General features: G+C 72.5%; 6 protein-coding genes and 1 rRNA gene. 4 read left to right on the plus strand and 3 right to left on the minus strand.

All coding sequences use genetic code 11. The annotated features are described in order from the left end of the window. Positions 1–90, plus strand: a 5S ribosomal RNA gene (gene rrf / locus QCZ28_RS04165); the annotation flags it as partial. Between the two features lie 276 nt (positions 91–366). Here rrf and QCZ28_RS04170 read toward each other — a convergent pair. Next, the gene (locus tag QCZ28_RS04170; RefSeq protein ID WP_279515311.1) at positions 367–2187 is read right to left on the minus strand and encodes a VanW family protein; all 1821 of its coding nucleotides are present in this window, start codon (positions 2185–2187) and stop codon (positions 367–369) included. 181 nt (positions 2188–2368) lie between these two features. Between QCZ28_RS04170 and nudC the strand changes: the two genes are divergently transcribed. After that, positions 2369–3286, plus strand: coding sequence for an NAD(+) diphosphatase (nudC, locus tag QCZ28_RS04175; RefSeq protein WP_279515312.1), 918 nt, complete (start codon positions 2369–2371; stop codon positions 3284–3286). On the opposite strand, the gene QCZ28_RS04180 is transcribed toward nudC, so the two are convergent. Further along, on the minus strand, positions 3283–4476 hold the full coding sequence (locus tag QCZ28_RS04180; protein WP_279515563.1) for a polysaccharide biosynthesis protein: 1194 nt from the start codon (positions 4474–4476) through the stop codon (positions 3283–3285). The two genes, nudC and QCZ28_RS04180, sit on opposite strands and share 4 nt — an antisense overlap. Before the next feature lie 44 nt (positions 4477–4520). Next, positions 4521–8840: an alpha-(1->3)-arabinofuranosyltransferase gene (locus QCZ28_RS04185; protein ID WP_279515313.1), complete on the minus strand. Its 4320-nt coding sequence runs from the start codon at positions 8838–8840 to the stop codon at positions 4521–4523. Positions 8841–9001: 161 nt separating this feature from the next. Between QCZ28_RS04185 and QCZ28_RS04190 the strand changes: the two genes are divergently transcribed. Next, complete coding sequence (locus QCZ28_RS04190; protein ID WP_279515314.1) at positions 9002–10885, plus strand: hypothetical protein; 1884 nt, start codon at positions 9002–9004, stop codon at positions 10883–10885. Then, positions 10886–12619 carry a hypothetical protein gene (locus QCZ28_RS04195; protein WP_279515315.1) on the plus strand — a complete coding sequence of 578 codons (1734 nt, stop codon included), beginning with the start codon at positions 10886–10888 and terminating at the stop codon, positions 12617–12619. It abuts the gene before it with no gap. Positions 12620–12626: the final 7 nt, after the last annotated feature.

The following is a 12626-nucleotide window of genomic DNA, read 5'->3' on the forward strand; positions in this document are numbered from 1 at the left end:
CCCGGTTACATTCCGAACCCGGAAGCTAAGCCCTCCAGCGCCGATGGTACTGCACTCGTGAGGGTGTGGGAGAGTAGGACGCCGCCGGACAATCTTTCAGAAGAGGCCACCCCTCACGGGGTGGCCTCTTCTGCTTTCTACGGCCCCTGTCGAGAATGGGCGCACCGCCGGAGCTCAAGGTCGTGCTCGATCCATGATGTAGTGGCCTTGTTGGTGTGCTGTTACCACTTACAAGCAGGATATTGCGCGATCGTGCGGGTGTGGTGACCCCTGCGTGGCGGCGGTCCTGAGCATGGGGGCAGCACGGCGACAGCGCGGCCGAGCTGCCCCACACCTGACTCAGAAAAGGGCGACGTGGAGCGGACCTCAGGAGGGCTTCGGTCCGCAGACGTAGCGGGGCTCCGCGTCGTAGCGCCAGGTGAACTTCTCCCGCTTGACCACCACGCCGCCCTTCTTGATGACCCGGAAGGCGTCCTGGGTGAAGCCGTTGATGCCGTTGGTCTCGATGCACGAGGGCCCGGGGGTCAGGTGGATCTGCTTCGGCGTCGTGATGTTGCGGCGCGGGCTGTACTCCGTCTTCACACTGTCGTAGATCTTCGTGCTCCAGATCGACACGGTGACCGAGCTGGACGTGTACGACGTGTCGATGAGGACGCCGTCCTCGGTGTTGTTGCGGAACTTGAAGTCCAGGTTGGGCCAGAAGATGGTCGACTCGATGACCGCCGGGTACCTGTCGAACCAGTACGAGTGCGGCTTGTGCTCGACGTCCTCCAGGCCGGCGTAGTAGGTCGCGTTGAACAGCGTGGTGGTGAACTGCGAGGTGCCACCACCGACCCCCGGCACCAACTTGCCGTCGAGGATGACCGGCGCGTCCCGGTAGCCCTGGGCGTAACCGCGTTCCCCGGTGTGACCGTTGAGCGAGAACGTCTTCCCGGGCAGCACGACAGTGCCGTCCACCTTCTTCGCGATCGTGGCGATGTTCTGGCTGCGCGACGAGGCCATGCCGCCGGTGAACCGGGTGGTGAAGGTGGAGACCCGCTCCTTGATGCCCAGGCCGGCGAGCTTCTCCGCGGTCAGCTGCGGCGGCGTCGGCTTCAGCTCGCCGGTCACCTCGCGGCCGTCTGCCTTCGGCAGCACGGCGAGCAGGTCCCGACTGAGCGCCGCCGTGTCCAGCTGCTGCCCGGACTGTCCGTCCTTGACGGTGGGTCGGCCGCCGGCAATGGTCATCGTGGCGTCCTTCGGCGGTACCTCGATCGCGGCCAACTTCTCGCCGAGCGCGGTCCGCAGGCGCTTCACGTCCACCGTGGGGGTCAGCTTGCCGGTCTTGTCGGCGTTGAACCGCAGGCTCTTCGCGATGGCGGCGGGCGGGACCGTCACCGAGCCCTTGCTGGTGCGCAGGGTGACCGGTGCGGCCACCGCCGGCTTCGCCAGCTCGTTGACCAGCCGATCCAACTCCTCCGGGGTGGTGGCCGGGTGGGTCTCCACCAGCGGCACGGTGACCGGCTCGCCGGCCAGCCAGCCGGCGCGGACCACCTCGGCGGAGCGTTCCGGGCTCAAGGCCAGCCCGGGCTTGGGCTGCACCACCTTCGGGGTGGTGCCCTGATAGGTGATCGCCGGCATCGTCATCCCCTGGGCCTGGGCGCCGAGCACCCTGCGGAGCGCGTCGTCCAACCGGCCCACGTCGACTGTCACCACCGGCTCGACGGTGCGGGAGCCGACCAGCCGGCTGACCGGGTGCGCGTCGGCCTCAGCCGCCGCCGCGACGGTCGCCGGCACGTCGACGGCCAGCCCCACGTCGGCCGGTTTGATCTCGGCGGTACGCCCGTCGACGGTGACCTTCAGCGGTGTGGCCAGCGTCGCCGCCCGCCGGTCCAGCTCCGCCCGCAACTCCCGGTCGGCGTCCGCGCGGCTCCGGCCGCCGAGTTCGGTGCCGAGCACGCTGGTGCCACGGGGAACGTCACCGGCGTACGCCCAGGCGCCGGCACCCGCCACGGCGGCGACGACGCCACCGGTGATGCCGGCGGCGAGCAGCATCCGCACCCGACGTGACCGGCGCGGGCCGTTGTCGGGTTCGCCGGGAGCGGCTGTCGTGACCGGCTCAGGTCCATCGTCCGGCCAGGTGACGGCGGTGACCTGCACGGTGGGCCGGTCGTCGACAGGTGGACTGTTTTCGCCGTACAACGTCACTGCAACCTCGATCGCCAGGGTGCCGCGGGAGGTCCTCCCTCCCGGAGCCACCTACGGTAACGAATGCCCAGCCGTCCTCGCGGCTGCGCCCACCAGGCGCTGCCACCGCGTGCCGTACGGCGTGTCGCACCGACCCGGGGGCGGTGCCGGGGGCGGATCACCGACGTGGCACGGTGACCGGGTGGGCACTGCGGAGCGGGTGTTGGCGTACGGGGGCGGCTGGCTGGACCGGGCAGGCCCGTTGCGTACCGATCCGACGCGGTTGAGCGAGCTGTTCGCCGAGCCGACCACGGTGCTGCTGGCCATGTGGCGGGACCGCTGTCTCGTCGACGGCGACGGGCCGGTTCGGCTCAGCGCGGAGCGCGCGGCGCTGGTCCGTTCCGCCGCCGCCGAGACCGTCTTCCTGGGGCTGGACGCGGAGGTCGCCGTGTTCGCCGCGGACCTCTCCGACCTGCCCGAGCGGTCCGCCGTCGAGCTGGCCGGCGCGGTGCGGTCCGTCGACGTGCGGGCCCTGGTCGGGCGGCTCGAACCCGGTCACGCGGCCGTCCAGGCGTACGCCAGGGGTTTGTTGCACTGGCACCGGCAGCAGCGATTCTGCGGGACGTGCGGCGCGGCGGCCGTCACCGGCGGCGGCGGGCACCTGCGGACCTGCACCGGCGCGGAGTGCGGGCGGCTGCTGTTTCCCCGGATCGAGCCGGCGATCATCGTGTTGGTCGAGGCACCCGGTCCGCCGGGGCGGTGTCTGCTGGCCCGGCACGCGGGCGCGGCCGAGGACGCGTACTCGACGCTCGCCGGTTTCGTCGAGGTCGGCGAGAGCCTGGAGGACGCGGTCCGTCGGGAGATGGCCGAGGAGGCGGGCGTGACCGTCACCGACGTGACCTACCAGGGGTCGCAGGCGTGGCCGTTCCCCGCCGGCCTGATGGTGGGCTTCCGGGCCACCGCCACGTCCGACGAGGTACGCGTCGACGGCGAGGAACTGCTGCAGGCGCGCTGGTTCACGCGGGCGGAGCTGCGGGACCGGGTGGCCTCGGGTCGTCAGCTCGGTCGGGTGGACGCGATCGACCACCGCCTCCTGGCGGACTGGCTCGCGGAGGGTTAGTCGGGCTCGCCCACCGGTGCCCGGGCTGGTCGACGGGCCGCCACCGCCATCATGGCGGTGACGACGACAGCCGTGCCCAGGGCGGCGAGAAGGAGACCGGGGACGGTGTGTGGCCGCAGCGTCGCGGTGACGGCCACCAGGCCGGCCATGCCCACCCACAACGGTGCCGCCGCCCACCGTGCGCCGGCCGCGAGCCGGTCGTTGAGCAGCACGAACGTCACCGCGTAGAGGGCGCCGACCGCCGCGAAGAGGGGCGCGTACCGGCCGAGGTGGTCGTAGTCGGGCCCACCGGCGAGGCGGAAGGCGAGCCCTCCGGCGAGCGCCGAGGCGAGCACCAGCACCAGGCCGCATCCGCCGGTCACCGCGAGCGCAACAGTACGGCTGCGCCGGTCGCCGCGGGCCAGCCGCGGTAGGGCAAGGACGGCGGCGACCTGCGGCGCCCAGAGCGCGCCCTTGCTCAGCACGGTGCCGACCGAGTACGCCCCGGCATCCGCCGGGGGCAGCAGCTGCCGGGCCAGCAGCAGATCGGCGTAGGAGACGACGAGCATGGCCAGCGTCGCACCGCAGCCGGCGACAATCTGAGCGACGGCCAGCCGTGGGACGTCGGACTGTCGTCCGGGCTCGCGGGCGAGTCGGTCCAGCACCGCCGGGGCGAGCGCGGCGGTCAGCGCGCCGGCCGCCAGCGCGCCGGTCGGTCCCGCGCCGAGCAGCAGTCCGACGATCACGCCGCCGTAGCGGCCGGCGGCGAGCACTGCCATCCCGCTGGCGAGTCGTACGAAGCGCTGGCCACCCTGCAACTCTCCGAGGGGCCGGGAGGAGAGCACGATCGCCGCTGTGGTGACCGCCAGCAGCACGGGCATCTCGACCGGGAGATCCAGGGCGGTGACCAGCAGTGGCGTCGCCACGGTGAGGGCCCCCGCGCAGACGGCCGCGGTGATCGCGGTGAGCCGTCGGGTGTCGGAGGACCCGTGCCGGGCGTGGTGCACGGCGACGGCCAGTTGCAGACCGAGCCCGGGCACACCGGCGATGGCCACCAGACCGAGGGCGGCGGCGAGCGCGCCGAGGTCGGCCGGGTCGAGCCGCCGGGCGGCCAGCACCGGCACCACGTAGGCCAGGCCGTTGACGAGTACGCCGGCCACCGTGACGCTGATCCCGGCCGCGCCGAGGCCCGTACTCCGGCCGCGGGTCAGCTCGGTCTGGGCAGTCTCCTCGGGACGGACCTGTCGCCGACCGCTCACGTGATCTCCGAGAAGGTCGGGAGCTGCTCGTCGGCCGGTGCCGCCGCCCGGTCCGGTTCCGGCGCCGCCACCGCCGGGGCGGCCGGGGTCCCGGCGGTCGGCGTGATCCGGCGGACCGGCCGTCGACGGACGGTGGTGGAGAGCCAGAGGGCACCGAGGGCGGCGACGATCGTGAGTTGCAGCAGCCCGTCGGTGTTCCGGCGCGTCGAGTCGAGGTAGAGCCAACCGGCGAGCAGTACGAGCGCGCCCGGGAGCCAGGTCTCCACGGCCCGGCTGATCGTCCTGGCCCGACGTGGGTCGGCTGGCCAGGGCAGGCGGCGTGGGCCGGGCACCGCCAGCATGAATCCCGCGGCGACCAGCAGGCCGCCGACGAGGCCGCTCCACAGCACCAACGCGCCGGCCCCGACCGCCAGCAGCGGCAGCGAGCGGGTGACCCGGCGTCTGCCGCGCGGTACGGGACTCGTCGAGGTTCGCCCGGTGGGCTGTCGGGCGGGCAGCACCGCGAGGAGGACCACCACCGCGAGCAGGACGCCGCCGAGGAGAAGCCCTGCCCGGTACGGGGTGTCCGGTGCGAACCGCAACCGCACCTCACCGGAGGCGTTGGCGGGAAGGATCCAGCCCTGCTGCCAACCGTCCACCACCAGTGGTTTCAGCGTTCGCCCGCCGAGGGTCGCCTGCCACCCGCTGTTGGTGTTCTCCCGCACCGCGAGCACCCGGTCGACGGGGTGGCCGGCCACCCGTACCCGCCGCTCGGTGGCCGTCCAGGATTCGATCTCGGTGGTGCTGGCGGTCGCGGCGGCCGGCGTGGGTGTCCGCGGCACCAGGGCGACGGTGGTGGGCGAGGCCAGCTGGCTCGGCGTGGCGACGATGCGATGCTCTCCGCTGCCGAGGTCGAGCTGCCGGGGCGTGTTCCGCCCGCACGGCGTCACCGGCATCTCGCGCATTTCCAGCAGGTCGCGGAGCGTGCCGCGCAGCGAGGTGGTCACCCGCGCCGGGCCGATCTGCAGCGTTGGCCCCGACCCGCAGGCCAGCGACAGGGGGGTGTCGAGGCGCGGTCCGACGGTGGGTGCGCCGGGCAGCACCGTCACCTCGCCGACCGCGATGGGCAGCTTCTCCGGCAACCGCAGTTTGTACGGGTCGGTGCTGGTGGCGGACGGCTTGTCGAGGAACTGGATGGTGATCTCGTCGGTCCGCATCGGCGGGTCCAGGCGGAGCAGCCCGTCGTCGCCGAGCAGGCTGCTGCGGAAGCCGTCGTCGCCGACCACCCGCACACTGCCCAGGCGGGTGGCGGCTGTCTTGTCGTCGACCGAGAAGCGGAGCCCGGTGATGGTCTGCGGCTTGAGCCACGTGAGTCGCAGGATCGGCGCCTCGTCGTCGATCGCCGGTGACCAGCTGGTGGCCGGGTTGCCGTCGAGCGCTGCCCCGGCCCGGCCGGTCGGGTCGGGCGCTGCCGTCGAGGAGGCGCTGATCTGCGGCGCGAGGCGCAGCGGCTGCGCGTCGGTTACCACCTTGTCGAGGGCGCTGTCCAGGTCACCGCCGGCCGTCGGCCGCGCCCACAACTTGGCGTCGTACGCGCCGGCCACCGGCAGGGTCAGCGTCCGGTCGATGGTGGAGGCGTCCTCGGAACCACGGATGGCGTCGGTGGAGCAGTGCGGGTGCCCGTCGACGGAGAAACAGGCCGGCGTGGTGGGTGCTGCCGACACGACGACCGCCGCCGGTCGGTCGGTGGCCGGTGCGGCGGGGAGGACCAGGGTGCGGCTGGTCCGGATGCCCGGAATCTTGATCTCGGCGATGCCGACTGATCCGTTTCCGAACGGGCGGAGGTCGTACGCGCCGTCGACCGAGACCCGGACCTTCCGGGTGGCGTGGACGCCGGGCAGTTCGAACACCATGTGGTCGGTGAACTGTTCGACGGTGACGCTCTCGTACCCGGCACTGACCGTCACCGTCGTGGGCAGGGCGTCAGCCTTCAGGTCGAACCACACCTCGACTCTGCTGACAGCCGTCGGATTGGCGAGGCTCACCTCGATCCACTGACGGTCGCTGGGCGAGTACGGCGCGGACTGCCAGGAGGTCGCCGGGTTGCCGTCCATCGCCGCGTACGGCTGGTGTTCGGGGCGGGCGCCGCCCGGCGAGTCCACCTGTGAGCGTGCGGTAGAGGTGCGGATCGCGTCGATGCCCTCGAACCGGGCGACGGTGGAGTGCTGCGCCCCCCATTCGGGCAGGTAGTCGTGGGCTGGCGCGGCCACCTCGAAGGTGTCGTCGGCGGTCAGCGTCTGGGAGGTGTTGTCGCGCAGTCGGCCGAACGACACGTCGCGCCTGCGCAGCCCGTCGGTCAGCACCACCGGGCCGGCGACGTCGGCGGTCGGCGCGTCGCCCGCCAGGACGGTGGGCGCCGTGCCGAGCTGACCCGCCGCCGCGAGGTCGAGAAGTGATTCGGGGCCGCCCACCACTGTGGTGACGTCGGCTTTGTCGTACGCGACCACCGGTTCGACCGGCCGGTCGACCCGGTAGACCTCCAGCGCCCGGACGGGCACGTCGAGCCCGTGGTCGCGGAACTCGTCGGCGGACGAGGGTCCGCCGCGCAGCGGCCCGAAGGACGTGACGCGGGTCAGTCCGGGTGAGCGTTCCAGCGCCTGGCGGACCACCGCTGGGCGGGCAGTGTCGGAGCGGCCGTGGTCGAGGTCGGCGCGGAACAGGACGTGGCTGATCCCGGAGCGGGCCAGCAGGTCCGCCAGGCCGGTCGACCCGGCGCCGTTGGCGAGCGTCGATTCGATCACGTCCAGCAGCCGGATCGTGGTCGGTGGGGTGAAGGGGATGGCGTTGCGTACCGCCCACCGGCTGCTCAGCAGCGGCTGGGTGATCTCGTCGGTGGTGTTTCCCCAGTCGTACGACGGGAAGCGCGCTCCGGGTACGACGAGCACCCGCCCGCGTCCCGTGTTCGCGTCGAGCCAGTCGGTGGCTTCGTGCCAGTAACCGGGCACCTCCTTGACGCTTCCCGGGGTGGCGAGACCGCCGGCGAGCGCGGGCGTGGCGACGGTGGTGACGGCGACGATGGCGACACCGGCGGTCAGCCAGGCGCGGGCGACGGTGCGCGGGCGGTGCCGGGCCGGCGCGGTGCGTGCCGCCCGGACGGCCAGCCCGATCAGGTGCGCCATGCCCAGGGCCACTGGCAGGCGGAGCAGGACGTCGAACTTGTGCACGTTGCGCAGGGGTGCGCCGACGCCGTCGAGGAATTCCCGCTGTGGCCCGGCGAGGATGTTCGGCAGGTCGCTGATGTGCCCGAGACCGACGAGCGCGACGCCGAGCAGCAGACCGGTGATGAGGAACCGGCGGTGCGGCATGCCGCGTCGGGACAGCCCGAGGACGCCGAGGGCGGCGACCGCCAGGGTGGCGGCGACCAGCACCGCCTCGTTGGCCAGTCGCGCCCCGGACGGGATGGTCGGCCCGAACGGCGAGGCCAGGTAGGCGACCCAGTAGGAGGCGCCGCGCAGCGTGGTCACCGCGTCGGTGACGCTCGTGGTGTTGCGGGCGGTCTCGATGTAGTCGAGGAAGGGAGGGCTGTACCGGCCGAGGACCAGCAGCGGAACCAACCACCAGGCGGTGGCCAGCGCCACCGCGCCACACCAGGCGGCGATGGCGATGACCCGGCGGCGTAGGGGTTGGAGGGTGGCGAGCCAGAGCACCGCCAGTGGCACCACCGCGAACACGGCGGTGGCGTTGACGCCACCGGCGCAGGCGACGGCGAGGGCCGACCCGGCGACGGCGCGCCGCAGGTTCGTGCCGGCGGCGAGGCCGACGAGCGGAATGAGCACCCAGGGGGCGACCGCGCTGGGCCAGGCTTCCACCGACGACCAGCCGAGTTGGGTGAGGATGCGCGGTGACAGCGCGAACGCGACACCGGCGATCATGCGACCGGCGGGCGTTCCGATGCCGAGCCGGCCGGCCAGGCGTACCGCGCCGAGGTAGGCGACACAGAAGAGCAGTGCCCACCACAGCCGCTGCACCACCCACGGCGCGAGGCCGGACTCCGACCCGAGCAGGAAGAACGGGCCCATCGGCCAGAGATAGCCGTACGCCTGGTTCTGTAGTTGGCCGAACGTGCCGGTGGGGTCCCACAGGTGCAGCGAGCGGAGCAACCACCCCGCCGGGTTGACGTTCAGGTCGACCTTGGTGTCCGGGACGACCTGGCCCGGGGCCTGCTGGAAGGCGAGGGCGGTCAGCGCGATGCAGATGACCAGGTGCCGGAACCGTCGGGCCGTGTGCCGGCTCCGGCTGGACCCCGGAGCGGCGCCACTGGCCACCTCTGCACGCATTTCGGCTCCTGTCTTCACCGGCCGGACGCGCACCTGCAGCAGACGACTGTCGCGCGACGTTGTCCGGACCGGGCACGGACGGGCGACCAGGGACGCTGCGGTGGCGTTATCGGGAGAACGGCCGTCCCCACGGCGTGTAAGCGTGTGGCAGGCTGCCGACCATGTCAATGCCAGAAGCTGAGGCCGAGACGCATCCGGAACGCGTCGCGTCCGATGGCGACGGGCCCGGGCCGATCGGCCGATGGCTCCGCGCCGACCCCGTCCGCGCCGTGGCGATCGCCCTGATCGCCGTGTCCGTCGCCTGGCGTGCCGGCCTCGCCGCCCGTGGCTGGTTCTCGCAGGACGAGTTCGTCATCGCCGCACAGGTGCTCGACACCGGCCTGGACCCGGACTATCTGCTGCGCACGTTCAACAATCACCTCATGCCCGGCGGCCTGTTGGTGGCGTGGGCGATGGTGCGAGCGGCGGGCTTCGCCACCTGGCCGTGGGTGTTGCTGCTGGCTGTTGGTCAGGCGGCGACCGGGATCGCTCTCTACCGGCTGCTGCGTGACCTGCTCCGCCCGGGTTGGGGTCTGCTCATCCCGCTGTGCCTGTACGTGTTCAGCCCGCTGACCCTTGAGGTCTCCTCGCTGTGGTTGGTCGGGTTGCTCGTGCTGCCGATGCAGTTGGCACTGGTCCTGGCGGTGACGGCCCAGGTCCGGTACGTCCGTACCGGGCGCCTGCGGCACCTCGTGGTGGTCGCGTTCTGGCTGGTGTTCGGCCTGCTCTTCGACACCAAGTCGCTGCTGATCGTGCCGCTGTTGTTCCTGCTGACCGTCTTCCTCTTCACCTCCGGTGGCGGGTGGGGCAGTCTGCTGACGGCGGTCCGCCGGTACTGGCCGGCGTGGCTGGTGCTCTCCGTGCTCTCGGGGGCGTACCTGGCGTTCTATCTGAACCGTCCCTCCGGCGAGCTGAGGGAACCGACTTCGGTCGGTCAGGTTCTCAACTTCCTCGGTGACCTGATCGGCGAGACAGTGGTGCCGGGTCTGCTCGGCGGCCCTTGGCGCTGGACCTACGCCGGTGACGGTCCGCCGCTCGTCGACCCGTACGACATCGCGAAGTGGTTGTCCTGGGCGGTGTTGGCGACGCTCGTCGTGGTCACCGTTCGGCGACGCCCGTCGGCCGGGCGGGCCTGGCTGCTGCTCACCTCGTACCTCGGGCTGGTGGCGGTCCTGTTCGCGGTGACCCGGCTCGGCGGCCCGCTCGGTCCGCTGATCGGTGTCGTCCCCCGGTACGTCGCCGACGTGGTGCTGGTGGCGGCGATCTGTGTCGGCGCGGCGCTGCTGGGGATCAAGGACACCAACGAGGACGAGGTGTCGGCCTGGCCGGTGCCGACGGTCCTGCGGGAGCCGGGGGCCTTCGCTGTCGGCCTGGTCACGATGATCGTCGTGCTGGCGACGATCGGGGTGGGCACCCTGTGGAGCACCGGCCGTTTCGGGGACAACTGGAGTACCAAGTACGGGCGGGAGTATCTCGCGACGGCGCAGGCCGAGCTGGCCGCCGCGCCGCCGGGCACGGTCTTCCTGGACATGGCCGTACCGGACCGGGTCGTCGCCGGTTACTTCTGGCCGGACAATCTCCAGTCGCACTTCTTCCGCCCGGCCGAGCGCCGTCCCACCTTCGTGACGGAGGCCGCGAAACCGTCGACGTTCGACGATCTCGGCCGGATCCGTCCGGTCGTGGTCCAGGGGCGGAAGATCGTGCCCGGCCCGGTGGACGGTTGCGGGCACCTGGCGGAGGGCGGCCGACCCACCCGGATCCCGTTGGACGGGTACCTGGTGGAGTGGCCGTACGTGGTGCACTTCGGCTACCTCAGCTCAGGTGACTCGACGGCGCTGTTCCGGCTCGGGGACGCGACACGGGAGATCACCCTGCGGCGCGGGCTGAACGACGTCTTCTTCCTGTTGGAGGGCGCGGGGGACGCGGTCGAGGTCACCGTGCGGACACCGGGGGTCGGGGTCTGCACCGAGTTGATCACTGTTGGTCGGGCTGTGCCGGCGTCGTGAATGGTTGAGCGGACCGACGCACCGGTTCGACGGGCGCGGGACACGCTGCCGCTGTACGTGGTAGCGGCGGCGGTCACGGCGCTGGTGCTGGCTCCGCTGGCGAAGCCCGGCTACGCGCTGCTCTACGACATGGTGTTCGTACCCCGGCAGCCGTTGACCTGGGATCTCGTCGCCCCGGCGCAGAGCCTGCCCCGGGCGGTGCCGATGGACGCGGTGGTCTCGCTGGTCACCCAACTGGTGCCGGGCTGGCTGGTGCAGCGACTGGCGTTGGCCGGGGCGGTCTTCTTCGCGGCGGTCGGCGCCGGCCGGTTGGTGCCGACCGATCGCCGCGCGGTCCGGCTGTTCGCCGCGTTGGCGTACGCGTGGACGCCGTACCTGGCCGAGCGGTTGCTGATCGGGCAGTGGGGGCTGCTCCTCGCGTACGCCGCGCTGCCCTGGCTGGTGCGGGCGACGCTGGACCTGCGGGCCGGGCGCGCTGGCGCGCTGGCGCGGGTGGTGCTCGCCGCCGCTCCCGCCGCTATCACGCCGACCGGCGGCCTGATCGCGCTGGGCATGGTGCTGGTGCTGACGTCGGACCGGATGCGCGCGCCCCGGTCGCTGCTGGTGTCGCAGCGGATGCACCCGCACCGGTCCCGGCAGGCGTTTGCCGCGGTCGGCGTGCTCAATGCCCCGTGGGTGATCGCCGCCCTGGTCAGCGGTGCTGGTGGTGCCTCGGATCCGGCGGGCGTCGCGGCGTTCGCGGCCCGTTCGGAGAACTGGGCCGGCCCTCTGGTGGCGCTCGCCGGCACCGGGGGTATCTGGAGCGCGCAGGCCACGCCGGCCAGTCGCGCTGCGCCGCTGGTGCCGGTGGCGACGGTGTTGCTGCTGATCCTGGCCGGTGTCGGTGCCGGCCTGCTGCGGCGTCGGCTGCCCCCGGGCGGGGCGGCGCGGCTGGCGGTGCTCGCCGGGATCGGTGGTCTTCTCGCCGCCTTCGGGGTGCTCCCCGGCGGGGATGCCGTGCTGCGCTGGGCGGTGGTGCACCTGCCCGGCGCGGGGCTGCTGCGCGATGGTCAGAAGTTCCTGGCTCCGTACGCCCTGCTGCTGGTGGTGTGTGCGGCGTTGGGGGCCGAGCGGCTGGTGGCCCGGCTCGACCGGGAACTGGCCGGGGTGGTCCTGGTCGGGTTGCTGTTCCTGCCGGTGGCGGTCCTGCCGGACCTGGCGTTCGGCGGTGCCGGTCGGCTTCGTCCGGTGAGCTATCCGGCGGAGTGGCAGCGGGTGGCCGCATACCTCGACGAGGAGCCGGGGGAGATTCTCTCGTTGCCGCTGAGCGCCTACCGCGCGTACCAGTGGAACCCTGGTCGGGTGGTGCTGGACCCGGCGCCCCGCTACCTGCCGGGGACGGTCCTGACCGACGACACGCTGCGGGTCGGCGACGTCGCGGTGGCCGGCGAGAACCCGCGCGTCGGTGAGATGCGCCGGGCGCTGGCGGCCGGGCAGCCGGTCTGGACCACCGGGGTGCGCTGGGTCCTGGTGCAGCGTGAGGTCTCCGGCGAGGTGGAATCTGAGGTGCTCGGCGGCTTGGTGCGGGTGTACGACGGACCGTCACTGACGCTGTACCGCAACCCGGCGACCGTGCTGCCACCGGGGCCGTCCGGGCCGGCCCGACTGGCGGTGGTGGCGGCACTCGGCGCTGCCCTTCTGGTGGTCATCGCTGCCGCCGTTTCGGCACTACACCGGCGACCTACCGCGTGGTAACGTCCGC

This window comes from Micromonospora sp. DH14 (genome assembly GCF_029809455.1).
Taxonomy (GTDB): domain Bacteria; phylum Actinomycetota; class Actinomycetes; order Mycobacteriales; family Micromonosporaceae; genus Micromonospora; species Micromonospora parva.

Excerpts from the sequence above, each read along its gene's own strand:
- QCZ28_RS04185 (WP_279515313.1), bottom strand. The coding sequence starts at position 8,840 with ATGCGTGCAGAGGTGGCCAGTGGCGCCGCTCCGGGGTCCAGCCGGAGC.
- QCZ28_RS04195 (WP_279515315.1), top strand. The coding sequence starts at position 10,886 with ATGGTTGAGCGGACCGACGCACCGGTTCGACGGGCGCGGGACACGCTG.
- QCZ28_RS04190 (WP_279515314.1), top strand. The coding sequence starts at position 9,002 with ATGTCAATGCCAGAAGCTGAGGCCGAGACGCATCCGGAACGCGTCGCG.